Raw genomic sequence first — 26,137 nt, 5'->3', positions numbered from 1 at the left:
TCTCCGCACCGCGAGGCAGTCATGCATACCCCTTCCTCCCCCGTGTCGCAAGGCGGCCGGGACAACTTCGATACCGGTCCGCTGTCCTGGGTCATCGGTGAAATCCGCGAAGCGCTGACGCGTTCCAGGGTGGCGCTGGGCGAAGCCCTGGTGCAGCCGGATGCGGAGAACCGTTCGACCACGCTGCGGCATGCCAAGACCTATCTGCATCAGGCGCATGGCGCCTTGCAGATCGTCGACGTCGATGGTGTCGTCATCATCACCGAAACGGTGGAAGACCTGTTCGATCGTTTCGAATCGGGGCAGCTCGAACTTTCCGACGACAGCGTGCAGGCGATCGGCCACGCCTATCAGGCGCTGGTCGAATATCTGGAAGAATTGCTGGCGGGTCTGCCGCAGCAGCCGGTGCGGCTGTTTCCCTACTATCGCGCGCTGCTACAGGTGCGCGGCGCCGAACGCATCCATCCAGCTGACTTGTTCTTCCCCAACCTGGCGATTCGTCCGCAGCTGCCTCCGGCGACAAAGACGCTGGCGCGCGACGATTACGTCGCATTGCGCAAGCGCTTCGAACGTGCATTGTTGTTGTTCCTGAAAGGCGGCGACGGCAGTCAGGCCAGCGCCGCCACGATGCGCGACATCGTGCAGCGTGTCGAATACGCGCAAGCCACGCCACAGGCGCGCAGTTTCTGGTGGGTCATGCACGGTTTTGCCGATGCGGTGGCGGCGGGGCAGGTGCCAAGTGAACTGTATGTCAAACAGCTGTTTGCTCGCATCAACCTGCAGATCCGTCGCTTGAGCGAAGGCTCGTCCAGTATCACGGAACGTTTGCTGCGTGACGCCTTGTTCTTCATTGCACGCGTCGAACAGCCGTCCGCACTGGCGCAACAGATTCGCGCTGCCTATCAACTGGACGGCGCGGTACCGTCTGACTACGAGAAGAAACGCTACGGCCAGATCGATGCAGAATCGCTGGCGACCGCCAAGGAAAAATTGTCGCAGGCAAAGAACCTGTGGAACCGTATCGCAGGCGGCGATGCGAGTGTCGCGCAGGCTTTCGAAAAGGAAATGGCCGGATTGGCCGATGCCGGCAGCAGACTCAATGCACCGTCGCTGGCGAAACTGTTGCGTGAGCTGAGCGGCATCGCGCGTCATGCTGCGCATTCCCGCCCGGGCGACAGCCTGAGTCTGGAAATCGCGACCAGCCTGCTGTTCGTCGAGAATGCGCTGCAGCAGATCGGTCATTTGTCCGACGATTTTGCCGAACGGGCTGATGCGTTGACGACGCGGTTGCTGTCCGCCGTCGCCGGCGAACCGGTTGTACAGTCGGCGCAATGGCTGGACGACATGTCGCGCGAGGCGCAGCAGCGCCAGACGATGACTGCGCTGTCGGGCGAACTGCAATCCAGCTTGCGGCAGGTCGAGAAGCTGCTCGATGAATATTTCCGCGATCCGCAACGGCGCGATGGATTGGCCGATATCGACAGCATCCTCTATCAGATCAGCGGTGCGCTGTCGGTGCTCGATCAGCAGGATGCGGTGCGTGCGGTACAGCATACGCAGCAAGCCGTGCGCCGCTTCATCGATGCAGCCGATCAGCCAGACGTGAAGGAATTCGAGCAGGTGGCGCAGAACGTCGGTGCGCTGAGTTTCTTCATCGAGACCTTGCAATTGCATCCGGATGTGGCGCAAAGCCGTTTCGCGTTCGACGAAGGGAGCGGCATCTTTCGTGCCAGTCTTGCCGAACGCAAAGAAATCCCGGAAGACGGATTGACGGTCGATATTCCGCAGATACCGCAAGTCGAGGCCGATGAGCCGGCGCTGCCGACTGTCGAAGCGGAACTGGCCTATCACCAGAAGCACTCGGAAGAACTGGCGATGTCGTTGATGGATGAGCCGACCAATCCGGAGTTGCAGGAACAACTGAAGGAGTCGCTGGAACAGGTACGGCTGGATGCAACGCTGGTCGACAATCCGGAAGCGAACGATCGCGCACGCGCAGTGATCGATATGCTGGAAGCGCCCGACTTCGTGCCGTCGCCGCAGGCAATGGAAGACATTGCACTGGCGACAGGTGCGCAGGTCAAGACTGTCGATTCGGAAATGTCGGAAGTGACCGCATCCGCAGCGCCTGCTTCGGAAGAGGCGATCGATGCCGAACTGCTGGAAATCTTTCTCGGTGAAGCGATCGAGGTTCTCGAGTGCGTGCGCCAGACGCTGCCGCTGTCGCGCAATGCACCACACAACCAGGAATATCTGACGACGCTGCGTCGCTCTTTCCATACGTTGAAAGGCAGCGGCCGCATGGTCGGCCTGATTGCGCTGGGCGAAGCGGCATGGAGCGTCGAGCAGGTGCTGAATCTGCGCCTGTCCGAAACGCGTGGCGGCGATGCCGAACTTTATACATTGCTGGAAAAGGCGACCGATGTACTGGAAGCCTGGGTTGATGATTTGCAGACGAAGGGCAATTCGGAACGCACCGGTCTGGCGCTGATTGCCGCGGCGGACCGCGTGAAGAATGGCGAGCCGTTCCGCTATGCAGAAAATGAGCAGGCGACTGCGGCTATGGAATCGAGTGTGGAATTCGACGCACCGCAAACCGATGTGCCTGCCGGGATGCAATCCGGTTTTGCAGCGGACGACAATCCGGAGGAAGAAGCGCCGGCTGCCGTAGCGGAAGCGGAAGAAGTGGAACTGAGCGACGAGGAACTGGCGCAATTCCATCGTGGCGATACCGAACCGTCGGTAACGGAGGAAGCAGCGGCTGTCGAGCCGAAGGCAGCAGCAGAAACAACAGCAGCAGAAACAGCGGCGGAAGCGACTGCAGCCCCGGTTGCCGATGTCATAGACTTCCCGGGCAAGCCGGCACCGGTAGCGCGGGCTGACGACAACATCAAGCGCGTCGGCGATCTGGAAATCAGTCTTCCGCTGCACAATATCTATCTGGCAGAAACGGACGAACTGGTGCGTCTGCTGTCGCAGGACTTCGCCGAGTGGCGTCATGAATCGGATCGGCACGTCAGCGTGCAGGCCGTACATGCGGCACATTCACTGGCCGGCAGCTCGGCTACCGTCGGCTTCAAGCCGTTGCACCAAATTGCCTATGCACTTGAAATGGTGTTGCAGTATCTGGCGCGCAAACCGGTCAAGCTGCTGCTGAGCGAATACGACACGCTGGAACAATCAGTCGAGCGCATTCGCTACATGCTGCAGATGTTCGCACTGGGAGAAATGCCGGCCGAGGAACCGGATCAGGTAAAGATGCTGGAAAGCATGCCGGAAGATCTGGAGGTGCGTGCCGTAACGCGAAATGTGATGCCGGCTGCATCCATCGAAGTGCCGGTGGCTTTCGATCCTGCTGCTGCGAATGCGGTAGTCGAGGCTGCGGAATCAGGTCAATCGATGCCGGAGCACGTTCCTTTCGAGGAGCCGGTCTATCCGCGCGATGGCGAGGAACTGGCCGATCCGGCGCTGGCGATCAAGGATGAGCTGGACGCCGACCTGCTGGCCGTCTTCATCGAAGAGGGGCAGGACATGCTGCCGCAAATGGGGCAGATGCTGCGTGCGTGGCAACAGAATCCGTTGGATGCTTCCTTGCCGCAAGGCGTTTTGCGTACGCTGCATACCGTCAAGGGCAGCGCGCGCATGGCCGGTGCGATGATGTTGGGCCAGCATTTGCACGAGATGGAAACGCGCATCGAAAACATCACGCATGCGGGCCAGCCTTCTGCGCTGGTGCTCGACGATCTGCTGGCACGCTACGATCACGGCCTCTCTCTGTTCGAAAAACTGCTGGCGCCGGATGCGGTCGAACAGTCGCGTTCGCAGTCGACCGTGCTGCCATCCTCGCAACCGTCTGTCGACGAGAGCGAATCGGCACCGATGCCGACAGCAGTCGAGCATGTCTCAGGTTCCGAACCGCCGGTCATATCCGGCGTAATGCCAGCGGCAGAGCAATCTGCCGCTGCATCTCTCGTACCTTCTGCGCCTGCCGTGCCGGCGGATGCCAATACGCGTTCGCTGGCGGCACCGTCCTCGACGCCACTGGTGCGTGTGCGTGCAGACATTCTCGATCGTCTGGTCAATCAGGCCGGTGAAGTGTCGATCTCGCGTTCCAAGCTGGAAACCGAAGTCGGCACATTGAAACAATCGCTGGGCGAGTTGTCGGAAAATGTTGTCCGTCTGCGCGATCAGCTGCGCGAAATCGAGATGCAGGCCGAGTCGCAGATCAGTTCGAACATGGGCGTATCGGTCGATCGCGAATTCGATCCGCTGGAATTCGACCGCTTCACGCGCCTGCAGGAACTGACGCGCATGATGGCCGAGAGCGTCAGCGACGTCGGCACTGTCCAGCAGAACCTGAACCGCACGCTCGACAGCGCCGTCACCGATCTGACGGTGCAGGCGCGACTCACGCGCGATCTGCAGCAGGATCTGATGCGCGTGCGCATGGTGCAGTTCGCCAGCATCTCCGAACGGCTGTTCCGCGTCACGCGGCAGGCTGCCAAGGAAATGGACAAGCGCGTCAACCTCGATATCCGCGGCAGCGCGGTGGAGATCGATCGCAGCGTTCTGGAAAAGATGGCCGGCCCGTTCGAACATCTGCTGCGCAATGCGATCGTGCACGGCATTGAGTCGCGCGAGCGGCGCCAAGCTGCGGGCAAGAGCGAAACGGGTGAACTGCTGGTGGAAATCCGGCAGGAAGGCAACGAAGTCGTTATTCACTTCTCCGACGACGGCCAGGGCTTGAACCTGGAAGGCATCCGCCGCAAGGCAATCACGAATGGCCTGCTGACGAACGACGCGGAAGTTTCCGATGCCGAAGTGACGGACCTGATCTTCCATCCCGGTTTTTCGACGGCGGAGGAAGTGACCGAACTGGCTGGCCGCGGCGTCGGCATGGATGTCGTGCGTTCCGAAGCGGCATCGCTGGGCGGCCGCGTGTCCACGGTTTCCGAACCGGGCAAGGGCGCGCAATTCACCATCCATCTGCCGTTGACGTTGGCGGTCACGCAGGTCGTGCTGTTGTCTACCGGCGGCAAAACCTACGCGGTGCCGTCGGTACTGGTCGAGCAGGTGCAGCAGTTGAAGACCGGTGCGCTGGCGGCGGCCTACAACGAAAGTGCCGTGATGTGGCAATCGCAACGCGTGCCCATGCATTACCTGTCGACGCTGCTGGGCGATCAGGACGCGACGCCGGTTACGCAGCATTATTCGCCGTTGCTGATCCTGAAGAGCGGCAACGATCGCGTGGCACTGCACGTCGACGAGGTGATCGGCAACCGCGAGGTCGTCGTCAAGAACATCGGCCCGCAACTGTCGCGGATGATCGGCATCGCCGGTGCGACCGTGCTCGGCTCGGGCGAGATCGTGCTGATCCTGAATCCGGTGCCGCTGGCGCAGCGTGTCGCGCAGGAAAACATCCGTGCGCCGCGCCTGACGCCGTCCGATGTGCCGGACAACATGGGAGCGGTGGCGGAAATGGCATCGCCCGGGCGTGCGGAGCGGCATGCCGCTCCAGTGCAGGGCTTGCGCACGCAATCCATCGTCATGGTGGTCGACGATTCGCTGACCGTGCGCCGCGTCACGCAGCGTCTGCTGACCCGCGAAGGCTATCAGGTCGTGCTGGCGAAGGATGGCGTCGATGCGCTCGAACATCTGCAATCGATCACGCCGGACGTGATGCTGGTGGACATCGAGATGCCGCGCATGGACGGCTTCGACCTGACGCGCAACGTGCGCGACGACGAACGCACCCGCGACATTCCGATTATCATGATCACGTCGCGCACGGCCGCCAAGCATCGCAATTACGCGATGGAACTGGGCGTCAACGAATACCTGGGCAAGCCGTATCAGGAAGATGCATTGCTGGCGCTGGTAGCAAATTTTGCCGGCAAGGCGGCGGTCGAGCGCTAGGCCGCGCCGGCCATTCCCCAAAAAGTCCCGCACATGTTGCGGGATTTTTTATGCAGGTGTCGATGTGCCAACGCATCACGATCAGGAATAAGTTTTCTTGACGACGCCGTAGCGCTGCAGCGTACGTACGCGTGCTTCCTCGTGCGACACGATCGGTTGCGGATAATCGCGGCCCAGCACGATGCCGGCGTCCTCCAATTCGGTTGCCGCAAGCTTCCATGGCGCATGGATATGCTTGTTTGACAACCTGGCCAACTGCGACAGATAGCGACGGATGAACTTGCCGTCGGGATCGAATTTCTCCGATTGCGTGACCGGGTTGAAGATGCGGAAGTAGGGTTGCGCATCGCAACCGGTCGAAGCCGCCCATTGCCAGCCGCCATTGTTCGCGGACAGGTCGTAGTCGTTCAGTTTTTCGGCGAAATAGCGTTCGCCGCGCCGCCAGTCGATGCCGAGATCCTTGACGAGAAAGGATGCCGTTACCATGCGCAGGCGGTTGTGCATGTAACCGGTCTGATTGATCTGCGCCATTGCCGCATCGACCAGCGGATAGCCGGTGCGGCCGTTACACCAGGCATCGAACAGGCGATCCGCATGCGCGCCTTCTTCCCAGACGACGGCATCGTATTCCGGCTTGAAGCTGCGGTCGACCACATGCGGATGACGGGCAAGGATCATGAAATAGAAATCCCGCCAGATCAGTTCGTTCAGCCATGTCGCTGCGCCGCTGCCGCCCTGGCCGGTGCGCATGGCCTCGATTGCATAGCGGACCAGACCGCGGATCGATACCGTGCCGAATCGTAGATGGACGGACAGGTAGGACGGGCCTTTCACCGCCGGGAAATCGCGCGTCCGGTCGTATTGCGGCAGACGTTCCGCAAAATCCTCGAACAGCCGTTGCGCGCCGGACATGCCGGTCGACAGTTGCAGTTCCTTCAGATTGGTTGCGCTGAAACCGAGGCCGGCCAGAGTCGGCATGTGTGCATGCCGATTTTGCGCGGGGTCGGCAAAATGCGCGGCGAAGGAATCGATGTCGTACGGCTGCAGGCCGTTGATGTCGGTTTGCAGCTTTTTCATCCACGCATTCCGGTACGGCGTGAAGACCGAAAACGGTGTGCCGGATTGCGTCAGTACTTCGTCTTTCTCGAAAACGACCTGATCCTTGAGGCGATGCAGAATGCGTCCGTCTTCGGCCAGTTTTTGTGCCACGTCGTCGTCGCGGGCGATCGCGGCGGGTTCGTAGTCGCGGTTGACGAAGACGGCATCGGCTTGCAATTCTTCGGCCAGTGCGGGAATGGCGGTGCGTGCATCGCCGTGCAAGACCAGCAGCCCGCCGCCGAGCTGGCGCAGGCTGGCGTCGAGTTCGGCGACGCTGTCGCGGATGAATTCGATACGGCGGTCGGCGCGTGGCAGTTTGTCGATGATGGCCTGGTCGAAAACGAAGACGCAGAAGACCCGGCGACTTGTTGCCAGCGCATGGTGCAGGGCGGCATGGTCGAAGCTGCGCAGGTCGCGCCGGAACCAGACCAGGGCGGTATCGGAATGGGAAAAACGGGGCATCGGTATTGCCATGTTGTCCATCAGCGGGATTGCCGCCACTATGCCGCAAAACCGCGCCGGCATGCGCCCGGCGGTGAAAAAATCCGGCGAAAACAGCGGGTCAAAACTGTTAAAATAGCGGCCATGTCGAAGCAACGTAAGACCAGCAACCCTGCCAGCGATCCCGGCTCTCCCTGGGATTCACTCGATTTTTCCTCCGCTTCTGATACTCCCCAACGCGACGAGCTGAGCCTCGCCGATCATTTCCTGATCGCGATGCCGTCCATGCTCGACCCCGTATTCGGCGGCACCGTCGTCTATCTGTGCGAGCACAACACCAACGGTGCGCTGGGCGTCATCATCAACAAGCCGACCGACATGACTGTCGAAACGCTGCTCAACCGCATCGATCTGAAACTCGAAATCGCGCTGGCGCAAGTGGAAAGCAAGCCGGTGATGTTCGGCGGCCCGGTGCAGTCGGACCGCGGTTTCGTGCTGCATGCGCCGATCGGCGATTTTTCGTCGACGCTGCCGGTGACCGACCAGATTGCGCTGACGACGTCCAAGGACGTGCTGGAAGCGGTGGCGACCGGGCGCGGCCCGGAACGCATGCTGGTCAGCCTGGGTTGCGCCGGCTGGGGTGCAGGCCAACTGGAAGAAGAAATCACGCGCAACGGCTGGCTGACGGTGCGTGCCGATCCCGGCATCCTGTTCGATCTGCCGCTGGAACAGCGTTTCGTCGCCGCGCTGAAACTGCTGGGCATCGATCCGATGATGCTGAGCGGAGAGGCAGGGCATGCCTGACGGAGCGCGGCGCTAGTGGAAACCGTACTGGGTTTCGATTTCGGCTTGAAGCGCATCGGCGTGGCAGTAGGCAATACCCTGTTGAAGCAGGCGCAGCCGCTGGCTGTCATCCGTGCCGCTACCAACGACGAGAAATTCGCAACGATTGCCGAGCTGATGCAGCAATGGAAGCCCGCCTTGTGCGTGGTCGGCCTGCCCTTGCATCCCGATGGCGCGGAGCACGAGATGACGGCGCGCTGCCGGCGTTTTGCGAACCAGTTGCATGGCCGTTTCGATGTGGCAACGGTGCTGGTGGATGAGCGTTACTCATCCGCGGTGATTTCCCACCAACGCGGCGACACGATCGACGATCAGGCCGCCGCGATCATCCTGCAGCAATATTTCGATGGTATTTCGCAATGACCCTACCGAATCCTGAACTCGACGCCGAAGCGCTGTACCAGTCACTGGCAGCGCAGGTGAAAACCGCATTGGCCAAGGCCGAGAACGTCGGCATCGTCGGCATCCATTCCGGCGGCGCCTGGCTGGCCGAGCGGCTGGCGATGGAAATGCAGCTGGGCGAACGCCTCGGTTTCATCGACGTTTCCTTCTATCGCGACGATTTCGCGGAAAAAGGCCTGCGCACCGACGTCAAACCGACACAGATCCCATTCGACGTCGACGGCGCGACGATCCTGCTGGTGGACGATGTGCTGTACACCGGCCGCACCACGCGCGCGGCGATCAACGAACTGTTCGACTACGGCCGCCCGGCGCGCATCCTGCTGGCGGCGCTGGCCGATCGCGGCGAACGCGAGCTGCCGATCGCTGCCGATTTCGTCGCGACCACGATTTCCATACCGGACCGGCAGCAGCTGGTCCTGCAACGGGCCGAAGACGGCCGCTTATCCCTGACGGTGGACCATGCTTAATCCGCAATTGAACAAGAACGGCGAGCTGCAGCATCTGCTCACCATCGAAGGCCTGCCGAAGGCGCACATCCTGCATATCCTCGATACCGCTTCCTCGTTCGTCAGCATTGGCGACCGCGAGGTGAAGAAGGTGCCGCTGATGCGCGGCAAGAGCGTGTTCAACCTGTTCTTCGAGAATTCGACGCGCACCCGCACGACCTTCGAGATCGCGTCCAAGCGCCTGTCGGCCGACGTGATCAACCTGAACATCGCGGCATCGAGTTCGAGCAAGGGCGAATCGCTGCTGGACACGATCGACAACCTGTCGGCCATGCACGCGGACATGTTCGTCGTGCGTCACGCGCAATCGGGCGCACCCTACCTGATCGCCAAGCACCTGAACGACACGATGCAGCCGCACGTGCACGTGGTGAACGCCGGCGACGGCCGCCACGCGCATCCGACGCAGGGCCTGCTCGACATGTACACGATCCGCCACTACAAGAAGGATTTCAGCAACCTGACGGTGGCGATCGTCGGCGACATCCTGCACAGCCGCGTCGCGCGTTCGGACATCCACGCACTGACCACGCTGGGCGTGCCGGAAGTGCGCGCGATCGGGCCGCGTACATTGCTGCCTAGCGGACTCGAACAGATGGGCGTGCGCGTGTTCACCGACATCAACAAGGGTTTGAAGGACGTCGACGTCATCATCATGCTGCGCCTGCAGAACGAGCGGATGAGCGGCGCGCTGCTGCCGTCGGCGCAGGAATTTTTCAAAAGCTACGGCCTGACGACCGAGCGTCTCGCGCTGGCGAAACCGGATGCGATCGTCATGCATCCGGGACCGATGAACCGCGGCGTCGAGATCGAATCGGCAGTGGCGGACGGCACGCAGGCCGTGATTCTGCCGCAGGTGACCTTCGGCATCGCGGTGCGCATGGCGGTGATGAGTATTCTGGCGGGAAATTAAAAGAGATGAAAATCCACATCAAGAACGGCCATCTGGTTGATCCGGCCAACGGCGTCGATGCCAAACAGGATCTGTACATTGCAGCCGGCAAGATCGTCGGCGTCGGCAACGCGCCGGCCGATTTCACGGCGACCAAGACGCTCGATGCGAGCGGCCTCGTCGTCGCACCGGGCCTCGTCGATCTGAGCGCGCGTCTGCGCGAGCCGGGCTACGAACACAAGGCCACGCTGGAATCGGAAATGCAGGCAGCCGTGCAGGGCGGCATCACCAGCCTGGTCTGTCCGCCGGATACCGATCCGGTATTGGACGAACCGGGCCTGGTCGAGATGCTCAAGCATCGTGCACGCCTGCTGAACCAGGCGCACGTCTATCCGCTCGGCGCGCTGACGATGAAGCTGCATGGCGAAGCGCTGACCGAGATGGCGGAACTGACCGATGCCGGCTGCATCGGCTTCTCGCAGGCCGATCAGCCGATTCTGGATACCACGGTGCTATTACGCGCATTGCAGTATGCGAAAACTTTCGACTACACGGTGTGGCTGCGCCCGCAGGACCCGCATCTGGGCCGCAACGGCGTCGCGCATAGCGGCCCGGTCGCTTCGCGTCTGGGTTTGTCCGGCGTGCCGGTAATGTCGGAAACGATTCCGCTGTACACGATCTTCGAACTGATGCGCGTGACGGGTGCGCGCGTTCATCTGTGCCGCATGTCGTCGGCTGCCGGTCTGGAACTGGTGCGCGCGGCGAAGAAGGAAGGCTTGCCGGTCACCTGCGACGTCGGTGCGCATCATGTGCATCTGACCGAGATCGATGTCGGCTTCTTCGATGCCAATGCACGCCTGACGCCGCCATTGCGCGGTCAGCGCGACCGCGATGCGATTCGTGCAGCCCTGCTAGATGGCACCATCGATGCGATCTGTTCCGACCATACGCCGGTCGACGACGACGAGAAGCTGCTGCCGTTCGGCGAGGCTTCTCCGGGTGCGACCGGTCTCGAACTGCTGCTGTCGCTGGCATTGAAATGGGGCGAGGAATGCGCGGAGCCGAAGCAGGCAGTGTCGCGTGCGATCGCCATGGTCACGGCCGATGCCGCGCGCATCATCGGCGCACCGGCCGGCCAATTGGCAGTTGGTGCAATTGCCGATATCTGCGTATTCGATCCGGCGGCACGCTGGACGGTGGCGGCGCCCGTGCTGGCAAGCCAAGGCAAGCACACGCCTTTCCTCGGCTACGAATTGGCTGGGCAGGTGAAGGCGACGGTGGTGGCAGGTCATATAGCTTTTCAGCGCTGATCGTTCATCGATGAAGCCGACGCTTCTTCCCGAGACGGTTTTCGGCAGGGCGGCAGCATGATCGCATGGACCTTTTTGCGCGTGCTGCTGCATCTGCTGGCTGGACTGGCGACGTCGGCTTTCGTTTTTCCATTCGTCAACGATGCCGGCCGCGAGCGCCGCATTCGCCGCTGGTCAGGCGGCCTGCTGGCGATCTTGCACATCAGTGTCGATCTGTGTGCGGAGAACGGCGCGCAACTGCAAGGGCGCGAACTGATCGTCGCCAATCACGTCTCGTGGCTCGATATCTTCGTCATCAATTCGCAGCAGCCGTGCCGATTCGTTGCCAAGGCGGATATCCGCAACTGGCCGGCATTGGGCTGGTTGTGCGAGAAGGCCGGCACCATCTTCATCGCACGCGGCAAGCAGCGCGAAATCCGGCGTGTCTACGAAGGACTGGTGATCAGTCTGCGCAAGGGCGAGCGAATCGCATTTTTTCCCGAGGGGACGACGGCGGCGCAGGGCACGCTGCTGTCTTTCCATCCGAACCTGTTTGAAGCCGCCATCGAGGCGAAGGTGCCGGTGCAGCCGGTCGCCTTGCGTTACGTCGATGCGGAGGAAAAACTCCACCCCGCGGCCGATTTTGTCGGCGACATGACCTTCGTCGCCAGCCTGCTGACGATCATGCGTTCATCGCCTATGCGTGTGCAATTGATGCCGCTGGCGGAGATAGATTCGACTGGCACGCACCGGCGTGAATTGTCGCTGGCGGCGCATCGTGCAATCGCCATCCGGCTCGGTTACGCGGAAGAGTCCGAACGCGCAGCCTGATCCCTGCGTCAGTGTTTGCCCGGCTGCCGGTGTTGCGGGCAATCGACCTGCACGACGGAGCGATCCTGCAGATTGACGGCCGTCAGTTTGCCGCCCCACACGCAGCCGGTATCCAGCCCGACCAGGTTCGGGCGCAGCGTCAATCCCAATGTCGACCAGTGGCCGAATACGACGGTAGCGTTTTCGGTCTGCCGATCCGGCATGTCGAACCACGGCTGCAATCCCGGTGGCGCATCGGCCAGGCTTTCCGAGACTTTCAATTCCATGCTGGCATCGGCGCGGCAGTAGCGTATGCGCGTCAATGCATTGACGATGCAGCGCAGCCGGTCCGCGCCTTGCAATGCATCGTCCCAGCGGTCCGGCGTATTGCCGTACATCGTTTGCAGGAAATCTTTCCAGTTCGCACTGCGCAGCGCGGTTTCCACTTCGTGCGCCAGCGACAGCGTCTGCTGCATGCTCCATTGCGGCAGCACGCCGGCATGCACGCACAGGCAGCCATCGGCTTCCAGCGCCAGCGGCTGGTGCCGCAGCCAGTCGATCAATTCGTCGCGATCGTCGGCGGCGAGGATGTCGTCCAGCGTATCCGACGCATGCGGCTGGCGCAGTCCGCAGAAAACCGCCAGCAGGTTCAGATCGTGATTGCCGAGTACGACGCGCGCGCGATTTCCCATGGCACGCACATGCCGCAGCGTTGCCAGCGACTGCGGGCCGCGATTGACGAGATCACCGACGAAGACGAATTGCGCATCCGGCGAGGCGGCTTCGATTTTTTTCAACAGCGCGATGAACTGGGTGTGGCAACCTTGCAGGTCGCCGATGGCATAGGTGGTCATGAAGAGGTTTCGGTTGGATGCGCCGGATGCGGCATAGTGCACATTATAAGGAAAGCGCCTTTCGGCAAAGCCTGCCGGCATTGCATGTAAAGCTTGCCGTGTCTGAAACTTCCGTCGACATCGGCCGGTCATACCTGCGGCGCACGATTGCCCATGCGGCGCACCTGGCCTGCGGATGAAGACGATGGTCTTGTTCGGCAACAGTGGGTAAAGCGCGCAAGGGCTGTTAAAGTATTTCCTTCCTGCATTTTTCCGCATTCCATCGGATCACGAATCGGGTCGCTGCATGGATTGCGGTTTGGTGAATTTTTCTGAAAGGTTCAAGGTTGCATATGGCGGCTCTCACGCAAGGCATCTTCAAGGCTTATGACATTCGCGGCATCGTCGGCAAGACGCTGGATGCCGGCATTGCACGCGACATCGGACGCGCTTTCGGCAGCGCCGTGCGCGCCAAGGGCGAAACCACGGTCGTGATCGGCCGTGACGGCCGCCTGTCCGGCCCCGAACTGACGGCTGCGCTGGCGGAAGGCCTGCAGGCTGCCGGCGTCGACGTGATCGATCTGGGCGTGGTTGCCACACCGGTGCTGTATTTCGGCACGCATGAACTCGATGCGCGTTCCGGCATCATGGTTACCGGCAGCCACAATCCGCCTGACTACAACGGCTTCAAGATGGTATTGGCCGGCGAGGCGATCTATGGCGACGCGATCCAGGCGCTGCATCAGGCGATCGTCGACGGCACACTGACCGAAGGCAAGGGCAGCTATCGTACGCACGACATTCGTGATGCCTATCTGAAACGCATCACCGGCGACGTCAAACTGGCGCGGCCGATGAAGGTTGCCGTCGATTGCGGCAACGGTGTGGCAGGTGCGTTTGCCGGCGATCTGTACCGCGCGCTGGGTTGCGAAGTGATCGAACTGTTCTGCGACGTCGACGGCAATTTCCCCAATCATCATCCCGATCCCGCGCATCCGGAAAATCTGCAGGACCTGATCAAGTGCCTGCAAGAGACCGATGCCGAAATCGGCCTTGCGTTCGACGGCGATGGCGATCGCCTCGGTGTCGTTACCAAGGACGGCCAGATCATCTATCCGGATCGCCAGCTGATGCTGTTCGTGAAGGATGTGCTGACGCGCCATCCGGGCGAACAGATCCTGTACGACGTCAAATGCACGCGCCATCTGTCGCCGTGGATCGAGCAGTACGGCGGCAAGCCGCTGATGTGGAAGACCGGGCATTCGCTGGTCAAGGCCAAGATGCGCGAAACCGGCGCACCGATCGGCGGCGAGATGAGCGGCCATATTTTCTTCAAGGATCGCTGGTACGGTTTCGACGACGGTTTGTACGCCGGTGCGCGCATGCTGGAACTGCTGAGCCGCGAGAAGGATCCGTCGGCCGTGCTGAATGCGCTGCCGCAATCGACATCCACGCCGGAACTGCAATTGAAGCTGTCGGAAGGCGAAAGCTTCCCGTTGATCGCCAAGCTGCAGAGCGAAGCAAAATTCCCCGGCTCCGATCGCACGATTACGATCGACGGCCTGCGCGTCGAATATCCGGACGGTTTTGGCCTGGCGCGTTCGTCGAATACGACGCCGGTCATCGTCATGCGCTTCGAGGCGGAATCGCAGCAGGCACTGCAGCGTATCCAGGCCGAGTTCAAGCGCGTGATCACGGCAGCCAAGCCGGATGCCGTGATGCCGTATTGAAGAAGCACGGATTGCCGAATCCTGCGGCCGGCTGCATGCCGGCCGTTTTGGTTTCGCTTGCCTTCGCTTACCTTTGTGCGATGCCGCGCGGACAGTGACCCATGCCGGGCAACACGGCATAATACGCGGCATGCGATTTTCCTCCCGTCCCCCTGATATCCGCGCCGCGCGTGGACTGCTGCCATGCGCGTGATCTATTCCGTTGCCTGGTGGTTGGCCTTGCCGCTGGTGCTGCTGCGCCTGTGGCTGCGCGGACGGCAGGAGCCCGGATACCGCCAGCATGTCGCGGAGCGATTGGGTTTCTACGGCGGCGTGCAGGAAGCCAGCCAAGGCCCCCTGTTATGGGTGCATGCGGTATCCGTCGGCGAGACGCGCGCTGCGCAACCGCTGATCGAGGCGCTACTGCAGGAATATCCGTCACATCGCATCCTGCTGACGCACATGACGCCGACCGGCCGTGCGACCGGCAGGGCCTTGTTCGGCAACGAGCCGCGCGTGACGCAGTGCTACTTTCCCTACGATACCGGCTGGATGGTCGGACGTTTTCTGCGCCGTTTTCGTCCGCAGTTGTGCGTGCTGATGGAAACCGAGGTGTGGCCGAACGCGATGACGCAATGCCGGTGGCGCGGTGTACCGGTGGCACTGGTCAACGCCCGCTTGTCCGAACGTTCGCTGGCGCGTGCGATGCGGTTTCCGGGGCTGTTCACCGAAGCCGCCGCTGCGATGTCGTGCGTGGCGGCGCAGACCGATAGCGATGCGCTGCGTATCCGCCAGCTCGGTGCGCCGAATGTACAGGTGACCGGCAGCATCAAGTTCGATGTGGTGCCGCCGGAAGAAATGCTGGCGCGCGGTGCAGTGCTGCGTGCGCGTTTCGGTGCGCGCCCGGTTCTGGCATGCGCCAATACGCGCGACGGCGAGGAAGCGCTGATCCTGTCCGAGCTGGCGCAGCTCGATATCCCTAATGTGCTGCTGTTGATCGTGCCACGACATCCGCAACGCTTCGACGAAGTTGCGCGACTGGTTGTGGAACACGGCCTGAAACTGGCGCGTCGCTCGTCGAGAGGCGAAGAAGTGCTGGCACCGGACGTACGCGTTTTTCTTGGCGACACGATGGGCGAGATGTTCGCTTATTACGCGGCGGCAGATGTTGCGTTCGTCGGCGGCAGCCTGCTGCCGCTGGGCGGGCAAAACCTGATCGAAGCTTGTGCAGTCGGCACGCCGGTGCTGGTCGGTCCGCACACCTTCAATTTTGCCGATGCAGCGCAGAATGCAATCGAGGCGGGCGCGGCATTGCGCGTGGCCGATGCGTTGGAACTGATGCGGCAGGCAGACAGGCTGTTGTCCGACGTACATACACGTAATGAGATGGGGCAGCATGCGCGGCATTTTTCGCAGCAGCATCGCGGTGCCACGGCGCGTACGATGGCTTTGCTTGCGCCTTTTGTGAATAAATGATCTGACGAGGTGAAGATGAATAACGCGGAAGACAAGATGCAGTCGTCGGGCTTGCCGGAAACCGAAGCGTACAGGGAGGTGACAGTGGAAGCAGTCACTGATGCTTTCACGGTGACAGGGGAAAAGCCGGTCGATTACCGCTATGTCCGTCATGGTCACGGGCCGTGCGCCTGTTGCGGTCCGCACAGCGAATGAATGCGGATGCAAGGCTGCACAAAAAAATGCCGGTCAGTTGACCGGCATTTTTCATGAGGAAAATCGGAAGCGATTGTTATCGCTGCTTTCGATCTCGCTTTCTTCGATCAAGTTCGGTCAATGTCATCAAAGACCTGTCGTACGCTGCCGGATTTGGTCTGCATGTTCTGCGCCGGCCAATGCAATCGCAATCCGCACGATCCAGCTTTCGGTTGGTGCCGGCTTCAGTATCAATAGCGGCAGCAGGAACAATGTCGCGAGCGCCAGTGAACGGCGATCGAAAGCAATCGTCGGATGGTGCGCGCAGAAGCGGATGAACAGCCAGGCAACGGCAAAGCCGAGCATCCAGCCGGTAACAACCTCCGATACCGAATGCACCTGCAGTACCAGCCGCGAAATGCCGATACCCAATGCAAACAGCACGCCGAACAAGACGCCGGTAGTCAATACCGTGCGCGAACGGCGCTGCAACAGCACATGCATCAGCACCGGCGCCAGCGCCGCCGCGCGCATCGCATGGCCGCTGAATCCCCTGAAATCGATGGCGGCGATGCCGATGCCCCAGCCAGCATAGGCGATCTTGGTTGCGGCGACGAGGAACAGTCCGCCGCCGAACAGCACGCACCACAGCAGGCAGGTGCGCCATGTGCGGGCGCACAGCAGCCAGACCGTGAGGACGGCTGCGGCGGGAATCGTGAGATTGGTATCGGCGAGGCGGGTGAAGTGTTCCCAGTATTCCATCATCCTGCCCGCGTCTGCGCTTCTTGGGACGGCACGCGATCGGGAGCATGCGCACCGCGGCGATACGCGACGATCAGCATCACGATGCCGAGCGCGATCAGCGGCAGTGACAGCATCTGTCCGGCCGAGATCGTGATGCCGGCGAAATGGACTTCATAGTCCGGCACGCGGAAGTATTCGGTGATGAAGCGTCCCATGCCGGACAGCAGGCAGAACATGCCGCCGACTGCCATGCGCGGGCGTTCCTTGCGCGCGAAGTACCACAGCAGAGCAAACTCCACGACGCCTTCCAGCGTCTGATACAGCGGCGACGGATGGCGCGGCAGATTGTCGACGTTTGGCCAGATCATCGCCCACGGCAGCGTCGCATCGGCGATGCGGCCCGGCAGTTCGGCATTGATGAAATTACCGAGGCGGCCGAAGGCGTAGCCGAGCGGCACCATCGGCGCGATGAAGTCCAGCACGTCCCACGCATTGCGCCTGCGCTTGTAGGCCCAGATGCTCATCGCCAGCAGCACGCCGAGGAAGCCGCCGTGGAAGGACATGCCGCCGTTCCAGACTTTGACGATTTCCAGCGGATTGGCGAAATAGAATTCCGGGTGATAGAACAGCACTTCGCCGAGCCGTCCGCCGAGTACCACGCCGAGCACGCCATAGAACAGCATGTCGTCGATATCTTCTTTCGTCCAGCCGCAGCGCGCGATCTGTGGCTGTTTGATGCGCACGCGCGCCAGCGCGACGAACTGGATGAAGGCGGCCAGATACATCAGGCCGTACCAGCGGATGTGCAGCGGGCCGATCGACAGCGCGACCGGATCTGGCATCGGGTGAACCCACATAACTCTATTTCTTTCGTAACAGTTCAAGGAAGGCGCGCAACACCGGTGAGGCATTGTCGCGCCGCCAGGCCAATCCGGTCTCGACCAGCGGCGTCCTGTCCGCCAGCGGCCGGTATTCAACGCCGGGCCGCTTCAGGTTCGACACGGATTGTGGCACAAGCGCGATGCCCATGCCGGCGGAAACGAGGCCGATGATGGTCTGCATCTGGATCGCTTCCTGTCCGATGCGCGGCGTCAGCCCCGCGTCGTGATAGCAGGCGACGATCGCATCGTGCAGCGCCGGTGCAATGCGACGCGGGAAGATCACCAGCGGCTGTTCGGCCAGCGCCTGCAATGCGATCTTGGTCTTGCCGCGCAGCATGGACAGTCCTTTGGGTACGGCGAGGATCAAAGGTTCCGTCAGCACCGGCAGATAATCGAGCTGCGCCCGAGCGCGATCCGGTAATGGCGGGATCAGCAGGCCGACATCGACGCGGCCCTGCAGCAGTTCCTCGATCTGCACGTCGGTGGTGGCTTCGCGCAGGTCGATTTCCACATCGGGGTACGCCTCGCGGAATTCGCGTAGCACCGGCGGCAACACGCTGTAGTCTGCCGTCGAGACGAACGCCAGTGATAGCCGGCCCGATGCGCCAGAGGCGGCACGCCGCGCCAGATCGGGCAGGGCGGAAGTCTGCTGCAGGATACGTTGCGCTTCAGGCAATAGCGCCGTGCCGGCCGGAGTCAATGCCACGCTGCGGCTGGTACGCGTAAACAATTGCACGCCGCCGAGTGCCGCTTCCAGTTGCTGGATCGCCTGCGACAGCGGCGGTTGCGTCATGTGCAGCCGCTGCGCCGCGCGGCCGAAATGCATCTCGTCCGCCACGGTGACGAAATAGCGCAATTGCCGCAGTTCGATGTTCATCCGTTCGCCTGTCTGGTTGTGCTTGATTGATATGAAATACGTATTGATATGCATTGAATCATATATTTGACACGCAGCGCCACGCAAGGCAATCTAGCCGCTCTTTTCGGTTTTTCAAGGAATTGCCCTGTTACCGGGCAGGCAACCGCCGCAGCCTCTGTTCCGTTTTCAAATTGCGGCGCATTACCGACTTCTGGAGTCACCATGTCATTCAACCGCCGTTCCAAGAACATCACGCAGGGCGTGTCGCGCAGCCCGAACCGTTCCATGTATTACGCCATGGGTTACGAGAAGGAAGACTTCGACAAGCCGATGGTAGGCATCGCCAACGGTCACTCGACGATTACGCCGTGCAACTCCGGCCTGCAGAAACTCGCCGACATCGCGATCAAGACCATCAAGGAATCCGGCGGCAATCCGCAAGTGTTCGGCACGCCGACGATTTCCGACGGCATGTCGATGGGTACCGAAGGCATGAAGTACTCGCTGATCTCGCGCGAAGTCATCGCCGACTGTATCGAAACTGCCGTCAACGGCCAGTGGATGGACGGCTGCGTCGTCATCGGCGGTTGCGACAAGAACATGCCGGGCGGCATGATCGCCATGCTGCGCACCAACGTGCCGAGCATCTACGTGTACGGCGGCACCATCAAGCCGGGCAACTGGAAGGGCAAGGACCTGACCATCGTGTCCGCATTCGAAGCCGTGGGTGAATTCACCGCTGGCCGCATGTCGCAGGAAGATTTCGACGGCATCGAGCGCAACGCCTGCCCGTCGTCGGGTTCGTGCGGTGGCATGTACACGGCAAACACGATGTCGTCGTCGTTCGAAGCGCTCGGTCTGGCCTTGCCGTACTCGTCCACGATGGCCAATCCTGACGATGAAAAAGTCGGCTCCGCAGCGGAATCCGCCCGCGTGCTGATCGAAGCGATCAAGAACGACCTGAAGCCGCGCGACATCGTGACGCGCAAGGCAATCGAAAACGCCGTCGCCGTCATCATGGCAACCGGCGGCTCGACCAATGCCGTGCTGCACTTCCTCGCGATTGCACACGCTGCGGAAGTGGAATGGACCATCGACGACTTCGAGCGCATGCGCAAGAAGGTTCCGGTCATCTGCGATCTGAAACCTTCGGGCAAATACGTCGCGACCGACCTGCACAAGGCCGGCGGCATTCCGCAAGTGATGAAGGTGTTGCTCGACGCAGGTCTGCTGCACGGTGATTGCATGACGATCACCGGCAAGACCGTGGCCGAAATGCTGGCCGACGTGCCATCGGTGCCGCGTGCCGATCAGGACGTGATTCACCCGATCAAGGACGCGTTGTACGAACAAGGCCACCTCGCGATCCTCAAAGGCAATCTGTCGCCTGAAGGCTGCGTGGCAAAAATCACCGGCCTGAAAAACCCGGTCATCACCGGCCCGGCGCGCGTGTTCGACGACGAATACTCGGCAATGGACGCGATCATGGCCAAACAGATCAAGGCGGGCGACGTCGTCATCCTGCGTTACCTCGGACCAAAAGGCGGTCCGGGCATGCCGGAGATGCTGGCACCGACTTCCGCGCTGGTCGGTCAAGGTCTGGGCGAATCCGTCGGCCTGATCACCGACGGTCGTTTCTCCGGCGGTACCTGGGGCATGGTGGTCGGTCACGTGTCGCCGGAAGCATTTGTCGGCGGCCTGATCGGTCTGGTGGAAGAGGGCGACTCGGTCACGATCGATGCGCACAAACTGCTGATTCAACTGAACGTGTCGGAAGAAGAAATCGCACGCCGTCGTGCCAACTGGAAGCAGCCAGCGCCACGTTATACGCGTGGCGTGTTGTCGAAGTTTGCGGCACTGGCTTCGACCGCGAGCAAGGGCGCGGTCACCGGTTGATCGGAAGCGTGCTGTAACTGAAAAGCCGGACAGTAGTCCGGCTTTTTTAATGGCGCTGAAGGCAATCGGCTGAAAGCGGCTTGGCAGTGTTGCCGCAAGAAGCGTTAACGCCTGTCCGCTGCAGCCATGACAGGCATGAAGGAATGTCGGTGAAAGGCGATCGTCACCGGTAAAAAGCTTCGACCTTGCCTTTCAACTTTGTCAGTAAAGGATTGCCTTTGCGGTCCAGCGCCTTTCCGGCCGGGACTTTCACCCATCCCTCGCTGATGCAATATTCCTCAACATCGGAGCGTTCCTTGTCGTTCAGCCTGATGCCCACTTGATGTTCAAATATGGCGGCATCGTAATAAGGGCTGCGAGGATCGATGGAGAGTCGGTCGGGAAGAGCGGGGCGCTGTGTAGTATCGTTCATGTCGACAATTATCAACGATAAGATCAGGCAAAACAAATTTTGCCTTGCCTCGTGCATCGGCCGATAGCCGCTATCGACCCAAACAGCGATTGACTGCATGTGACGCCAGTTTCGGCCACTTCCCGCGTAATGGCGTTTGCCGGTCAAATTATCCGTATGCAGCAACGTTTGTGAAAAACATCGTTGCATGACACGACACCGGCGTGGCGACGGATAATAGCGGCTACTTCATCAAGCACCATTTTTGGAATTCGCCCCATGGAAATCAAGGTCAATTTTCTCGACAAGCTGCGTCTTGAGGCCAAGTTCGATGACTTTACGGTTATTGCGGACCAGCCGATTCGCTACAAGGGCGATGGTTCGGCACCAGGTCCGTTCGATTATTTTCTGGCTTCGTCCGCCTTGTGTGCGGCGTACTTCGTGAAGTTGTATTGCAACACACGCAACATTCCGACCGAAAATATTCGTCTGTCGCAGAACAATATTGTCGATCCGGAAAATCGCTACGCACAGATTTTCAAGATTCAGGTCGAGCTGCCGGCGGATATTTCGGAAGCCGATCGCCGAGGCATCCTGCGTTCGATAGAGCGCTGCACGGTGAAAAAAGTGGTGCAGGAAGGCCCAGAATTCGTCATCGAAGAAGTAGAAAATCTGGATGCCGATGCGCAGTCGTTGCTGACGTTGACGCCGGCACCCGATGCACGCACCTGCATCGCGGGTAAGGATCTGCCGCTGGAACAAACGATCGCCAACATGTCGGGCCTGCTGGCGAGCATCGGCATCAAGATCGAGATCGCGTCGTGGCGCAACATCGTGCCCAACGTATGGTCGCTGCATATTCGCGATGCGCATTCGCCGATGTGTTTCACCAACGGCAAGGGCTCGACCAAGGAAAGCGCGCTGGCGTCGGCGCTGGGCGAATACATCGAGCGCGTCAGCAACAACCATTTCTACGCCGGTGTGTTCTGGGGTGAAGACATCGCCAACGCCGAGTTTGTGCACTATCCGAACGAGCGCTGGTTCAAACCCGGCCGCAAGGATGCACTGCCGAAGGAAATTCTCGATGAGTACTCCCTGGCGATTTACAACCCGGATGGCGAACTGCGCGGCTCGCATCTGATCGATACCAACTCGGGCAATGTGCAGCGCGGCATCTGCTCGCTGCCGTATGTGCGGCAGTCGGACGGCGAAGTCGTGTATTTCCCGTCCAATCTGATCGAGAATCTTTATGCCAGCAACGGCATGAGCGCCGGTAACACACTGGCCGAAGCACAGGTGCAATGTCTGTCCGAAATTTTCGAGCGTGCAGTGAAGCGCGAAATTCTCGAAGGCGAAATCGCCTTGCCCGATGTGCCGCAGGAAGTGCTGGCGAAATATCCCGGCATTGTTGCCGGCATCAAGGGATTGGAAGAACAAGGCTTTCCGGTGCTGGTGAAAGATGCGTCGCTGGGCGGCGTCTATCCGGTGATGTGCGTCACGCTGATGAACCCGCGCACCGGCGGCGTGTTTGCATCATTCGGCGCGCATCCAAGCCTGGAAGTAGCGCTGGAACGCAGCCTGACAGAATTACTGCAGGGGCGCAGCTTTGAAGGCTTGAACGATTTGCCGCGACCGACTTTTGCCAGCGAAGCCGTGACCGAGCCGTACAACTTTGTCGAGCATTTCATCGATTCCAGCGGCGTGGTGTCGTGGCGTTTCTTCAGCGCCAAACCGGATTTCGATTTTGTCGAATGGGATTTTTCCGGCCATGGCGAAAATTCCAATGTGGAAGAAGCCGCGACCTTGTTCGGGATCCTCAAAGAAATGGGCAAGGAAGTGTACGTGGCGGTGGTCGACCAGTTGGGTGCGACGGCGTGCCGCATTCTGGTGCCCGGCTATTCCGAGGTGTATCCGGTAGAGGATTTGATCTGGGACAACACCAACAAGGCACTGCTGTTCCGCGCCGATATCCTGAACCTGCATCAACTGGACGATACTGCGCTGGAAGCATTGCTCGATCGTCTGGAAAACAACGAGCTGGATGAATACGGCGATATCGCCACCTTGATCGGTATCGAATTCGACGAAAACACGGATTGGGGGCAGTTGACCGTGCTCGAACTGAAATTGCTGATCCGTCTCGCCTTGCAGCAATTCGAGGAGGCGCATGAACTGGTAGGTGCCTTCCTGCAGTACAACGACAACACGGTCGAGCGCGGATTGTTTTATCAGGCCCTGAATGTGGTGCTGGAGGTGCTGCTGGATGACGAACTGGAACTGGACGACTATGTGGTCAATTTCCGCCGCATGTTCGGCAACGCCCGGATGGACGCGGTGCTGGGTTCAACGGACGGCAGCGTGCGCTTTTTCGGCCTGACACCGACAAGCATGCAACTGGAAGGTCTCGAAAGGCACCAGCGTCTGCTCGACAGCTACAGGAAACTGCATGCAGCGCGGGCCGGCTTGGCAACTATCGCCAGTCAGGCCGGCGCCTTGTGACGGGGGCGATGGGGGCCCGTCTTCCAGAAAAAAGCATGTTCGATAGCGGCGCGAGTGTCAGTGCGGGCATGCCGGCCTGAATGATATCAGCCGCTATTCAATCACTTTATTTTTGATAATCCACTGGCCAGCGTTGCTTCCGACAAGCCGCCTACATGCGTTGCCACCAGCTCTCCATTCTTTGAGTAGTACAAGGTAGTCGGCAGCACGCGCGCGCCGAACATGCGCATCAATCCAAAATCGTAATCGGCGACGATGCTGCCGGTCGGCAGATTCATCTGGTTGGCGAAGAGTAATCCCTCGTCCCGATCGCTATCTTCATTGACGAAGACAAAGGCAATGCCCTTGTTCTTCTTCTGCGCTTCCACCAGCAGCGGCATTTCGCGGCGGCAGGGCGGGCACCAACTGGCCCACAGATTGACCACCAGCGGTTTGCCGTGGGCGAGTTTCTCGAACGTCGTGAGCTTGCCATCGAAGGTCGTGAGCGTCACGGCTGGCAACGCGACTTCTCCTGCAATCGAATCGGCAGACGGCACGGCGATGCCCCATGCCAGCAGGAAGGTCAGTGTGCCGACGGCCAGCGGTGTGCGCAGTATCGGCTGTTTCCAGCTGCGCCACGCAACCAGCGCACAACCTGCAGCGATACCGGCCGCAACGTTGAAACCGCCGTCACGAATGTCCAGTATCGACAACGGTGCTTTCCAGTAATGTTCGAACCATGTGGCGACAAACACGATACGTGCGACGACCATCGAGAGCAGAATGATCTGCAACGATGTATCAATAATCTTGATATTTTTACGCCGGGAAACGATCAGTGCGATTGCCAGTGCAGCGAGAAGGCAGATGACGAGAAGCAGCTGCGAGGTTTTGATCGAGAAGATGCCGAAGGATAGGCTGGACATGGGCGATAGCAGGTCGATTAAAAATGAAGAGAAGACCTGTGTAATTCGTCGATGCTGGTGAATCGGTTACATCTTGTGCGGAATATTCGATGCCGGTTGTCGTGACACCGGTTTTCCGAAGAAGATCATCGCGCGTATGGTGTTTGCAATTCTCCCAATAAAAAAGCCGGACGTTTGTCCGGCTTTTGAACTTGGTCGACAGGCTTGCGAGATTGCAATCGCGCCCGGCCGATGTGGTTCCCGATGCAGCTTCCGTTACGGATTGACGTACAGGGAGATTGCCGAGATGGCGACGACGAAGATCGTCACGATGATTTTCCACTTCGTATTCATGTCTGCTCCAATAAACAATGTGCGATGGGTTGCCGGCCTTGCGACTGCCGGCAGTGATGCGTATTACGCCATCGCGTCCAGCGCCTTCTCCAGATTCGCGACGGTACGCTCGATGTTGTGCAGTTTGTCCAGGCCGAACAGTCCGACACGGAAGGTCTTGAAATCCGGACGTTCATCGCATTGCAGCGGTACGCCGGCTGCCGTCTGCAGGCCGACTGCAGCGAATTTCTTCGACGACTGGATGCCGTCGTCTGTCGTGTAGCTGACGACCACGCCCGGTGCCTGGTAGCCTTTTGCCGCCACGCTCTTGAAACCGCGCTCTGCCAGCAGCTTGCGCACGCGGTCGCCCAACTCCTGCTGTTCGGCGCATACCTTGTCGAAGCCGTAGTCTTCGGTTTCCTTCATCGTGTCGCGCAGGATGGTCAGCGCGTCGGTCGGCATCGTCGTGTGGTAGGCGACGTTGCCTTGCTCGTAGGCTTCCATGATCTGCAGCCATTTGCGCAGGTCGCAGGCGAAGCTGGTGCTTTGCGTGGAATCGATGCGTTCGCGCGCGAGCTTGCTCAGCATGATGAAGGCGCAGCCGGCGGAACCGCTCCAGCCTTTTTGCGGTGCGCTGATCAGGATGTCGGTGCCGGTCTTTTCCATGTCGACCCAGATCGTGCCGGAGGCGATGCAATCCAGTACGAACAGGCCGCCGACCGAATGCACGGCGTCGGATACCTGGCGCATGTAATCGTCCGGCAGCAGGATGCCGGAAGCGGTTTCGACGTGCGGTGCGAAGACGATGGCGGGTTTGGTTTCCTTGATGGTGGCGACGACTTCGTCGATCGGCGCCGGCGCGTAGGCGGCCTGCACGGAATCGTCCTCCGGACGCGCCATCAGAATGGTGGTGCTGGACGGGATGCTGCCGGTTTCAAGGATCTGCGTCCAGCGGAAGCTGAACCAGCCGTTGCGCAACACGAGGCAGGGTTTGCCGGTGGCGAACTGGCGGGCGACGGCTTCCATGCCGAAGGTGCCGGAGCCCGGCATGACGATGGCCGAATGCGCGTGATAGACCTGCTTCAGCGTCCGGGAGATATCGCACATGACGCCCTGAAAGCGTTTCGACATGTGATTGACCGCGCGATCCGTGTAGACGACGGAATATTCGAGAAGACCGTCGGGATCGACGTTGGGAAGTAGACCAGGCACAGTGGCTCCAGCAAGTGTGAAAAGTAAACCGGCCCGGCTGCGCATG

Annotated in this window: 20 protein-coding genes; 12 read left to right on the top strand and 8 right to left on the bottom strand. The window is 60.5% G+C overall.

Going from position 1 to position 26,137, the window contains the following annotated elements; translation table 11 throughout:
- Positions 1-21: 21 nt before the first annotated feature.
- Positions 22-5,916: a hybrid sensor histidine kinase/response regulator gene (locus IEV40_RS04060; protein WP_188419657.1), complete on the top strand. Its 5,895-nt coding sequence runs from the start codon at positions 22-24 to the stop codon at positions 5,914-5,916.
- 81 nt (positions 5,917-5,997) lie between these two features.
- Here IEV40_RS04060 and IEV40_RS04055 read toward each other — a convergent pair whose 3' ends face one another.
- Positions 5,998-7,476, bottom strand: coding sequence for a cryptochrome/photolyase family protein (locus tag IEV40_RS04055; RefSeq protein WP_188419656.1), 1,479 nt, complete (start codon positions 7,474-7,476; stop codon positions 5,998-6,000).
- A 123-nt stretch (positions 7,477-7,599) separates the two neighbouring features.
- Between IEV40_RS04055 and IEV40_RS04050 the strand changes: the two genes are divergently transcribed.
- Genes IEV40_RS04050 through IEV40_RS04025 form a run of 6 tightly spaced genes read left to right on the top strand, consistent with a single transcriptional unit; the run spans position 7,600 to position 12,221 of the window.
- Positions 7,600-8,259, top strand: a complete 660-nt coding sequence (locus IEV40_RS04050; protein WP_188419655.1) for a YqgE/AlgH family protein — start codon at positions 7,600-7,602, stop codon at positions 8,257-8,259.
- A gap of 15 nt (positions 8,260-8,274) precedes the next feature.
- Positions 8,275-8,661 (top strand): Holliday junction resolvase RuvX, encoded by a 387-nt coding sequence (ruvX, locus tag IEV40_RS04045; protein ID WP_188419654.1) that lies wholly within the window; start codon positions 8,275-8,277, stop codon positions 8,659-8,661.
- Complete coding sequence (pyrR, locus tag IEV40_RS04040) at positions 8,658-9,170, top strand: bifunctional pyr operon transcriptional regulator/uracil phosphoribosyltransferase PyrR (RefSeq protein WP_188419653.1); 513 nt, start codon at positions 8,658-8,660, stop codon at positions 9,168-9,170. The genes ruvX and pyrR overlap by 4 nt, the downstream gene beginning before the upstream one ends.
- Positions 9,163-10,122 carry an aspartate carbamoyltransferase catalytic subunit gene (locus IEV40_RS04035; protein ID WP_188419652.1) on the top strand — a complete coding sequence of 320 codons (960 nt, stop codon included), beginning with the start codon at positions 9,163-9,165 and terminating at the stop codon, positions 10,120-10,122. The genes pyrR and IEV40_RS04035 overlap by 8 nt, the downstream gene beginning before the upstream one ends.
- Positions 10,123-10,127: 5 nt before the next feature.
- Positions 10,128-11,411 (top strand): dihydroorotase, encoded by a 1,284-nt coding sequence (locus tag IEV40_RS04030; RefSeq protein ID WP_188419651.1) that lies wholly within the window; start codon positions 10,128-10,130, stop codon positions 11,409-11,411.
- Between the two features lie 57 nt (positions 11,412-11,468).
- Positions 11,469-12,221, top strand: a complete 753-nt coding sequence (locus IEV40_RS04025; protein WP_188419650.1) for a lysophospholipid acyltransferase family protein — start codon at positions 11,469-11,471, stop codon at positions 12,219-12,221.
- An 8-nt stretch (positions 12,222-12,229) separates the two neighbouring features.
- Here the strand turns inward: IEV40_RS04025 and IEV40_RS04020 are convergent, their stop codons facing one another.
- Positions 12,230-13,054, bottom strand: coding sequence for a symmetrical bis(5'-nucleosyl)-tetraphosphatase (locus tag IEV40_RS04020; protein WP_188419649.1), 825 nt, complete (start codon positions 13,052-13,054; stop codon positions 12,230-12,232).
- 332 nt (positions 13,055-13,386) lie between these two features.
- On the opposite strand from IEV40_RS04020, the gene IEV40_RS04015 reads away from it, so the two are divergent.
- From IEV40_RS04015 to IEV40_RS04005, 3 genes are all read left to right on the top strand, one after another.
- Entirely contained in the window at positions 13,387-14,763 is a 1,377-nt protein-coding gene (locus IEV40_RS04015; protein ID WP_188419648.1) for a phosphomannomutase/phosphoglucomutase, read from the top strand.
- A gap of 183 nt (positions 14,764-14,946) precedes the next feature.
- A complete protein-coding gene (gene waaA, locus IEV40_RS04010; RefSeq protein ID WP_188419647.1) occupies positions 14,947-16,218 on the top strand; it encodes a lipid IV(A) 3-deoxy-D-manno-octulosonic acid transferase in 1,272 nt (423 codons plus the stop codon).
- A 15-nt stretch (positions 16,219-16,233) separates the two neighbouring features.
- Positions 16,234-16,413 carry a hypothetical protein gene (locus tag IEV40_RS04005; RefSeq protein ID WP_188419646.1) on the top strand — a complete coding sequence of 60 codons (180 nt, stop codon included), beginning with the start codon at positions 16,234-16,236 and terminating at the stop codon, positions 16,411-16,413.
- 126 nt (positions 16,414-16,539) lie between these two features.
- On the opposite strand, the gene IEV40_RS04000 is transcribed toward IEV40_RS04005, so the two are convergent.
- Genes IEV40_RS04000 through IEV40_RS03990 form a run of 3 tightly spaced genes read right to left on the bottom strand, consistent with a single transcriptional unit; the run spans position 16,540 to position 18,894 of the window.
- On the bottom strand, positions 16,540-17,157 hold the full coding sequence (locus tag IEV40_RS04000; protein WP_229723939.1) for a phosphatase PAP2 family protein: 618 nt from the start codon (positions 17,155-17,157) through the stop codon (positions 16,540-16,542).
- Positions 17,154-17,993 carry a prolipoprotein diacylglyceryl transferase gene (gene lgt / locus IEV40_RS03995; RefSeq protein WP_188419645.1) on the bottom strand — a complete coding sequence of 280 codons (840 nt, stop codon included), beginning with the start codon at positions 17,991-17,993 and terminating at the stop codon, positions 17,154-17,156. The genes IEV40_RS04000 and lgt overlap by 4 nt, the downstream gene beginning before the upstream one ends.
- Before the next feature lie 4 nt (positions 17,994-17,997).
- A complete protein-coding gene (locus IEV40_RS03990) occupies positions 17,998-18,894 on the bottom strand; it encodes a LysR family transcriptional regulator (protein ID WP_188419644.1) in 897 nt (298 codons plus the stop codon).
- Between the two features lie 204 nt (positions 18,895-19,098).
- Here IEV40_RS03990 and ilvD point away from each other — a divergent pair, with 204 nt between their 5' ends.
- Entirely contained in the window at positions 19,099-20,772 is a 1,674-nt protein-coding gene (gene ilvD / locus IEV40_RS03985) for a dihydroxy-acid dehydratase (RefSeq protein WP_188419643.1), read from the top strand.
- Between the two features lie 163 nt (positions 20,773-20,935).
- Here the strand turns inward: ilvD and IEV40_RS03980 are convergent, their stop codons facing one another.
- Complete coding sequence (locus IEV40_RS03980; protein ID WP_188419996.1) at positions 20,936-21,184, bottom strand: DUF3297 family protein; 249 nt, start codon at positions 21,182-21,184, stop codon at positions 20,936-20,938.
- A 258-nt stretch (positions 21,185-21,442) separates the two neighbouring features.
- On the opposite strand from IEV40_RS03980, the gene IEV40_RS03975 reads away from it, so the two are divergent.
- Positions 21,443-23,662, top strand: coding sequence for an OsmC domain/YcaO domain-containing protein (locus IEV40_RS03975; protein WP_188419642.1), 2,220 nt, complete (start codon positions 21,443-21,445; stop codon positions 23,660-23,662).
- 101 nt (positions 23,663-23,763) lie between these two features.
- Here IEV40_RS03975 and IEV40_RS03970 read toward each other — a convergent pair whose 3' ends face one another.
- Positions 23,764-24,567 (bottom strand): TlpA disulfide reductase family protein, encoded by an 804-nt coding sequence (locus tag IEV40_RS03970; RefSeq protein WP_188419641.1) that lies wholly within the window; start codon positions 24,565-24,567, stop codon positions 23,764-23,766.
- Between the two features lie 396 nt (positions 24,568-24,963).
- Complete coding sequence (locus IEV40_RS03965; protein ID WP_188419640.1) at positions 24,964-26,091, bottom strand: pyridoxal-phosphate-dependent aminotransferase family protein; 1,128 nt, start codon at positions 26,089-26,091, stop codon at positions 24,964-24,966.
- Positions 26,092-26,137: the final 46 nt, after the last annotated feature.

The sequence above is a fragment of the Oxalicibacterium solurbis genome (assembly GCF_014635845.1).
GTDB lineage: Bacteria > Pseudomonadota > Gammaproteobacteria > Burkholderiales > Burkholderiaceae_D > Oxalicibacterium > Oxalicibacterium solurbis.
The sequence above is the reverse complement of the archived record's forward strand: the minus strand, read 5'-3'. Positions and strand labels throughout refer to the sequence as shown.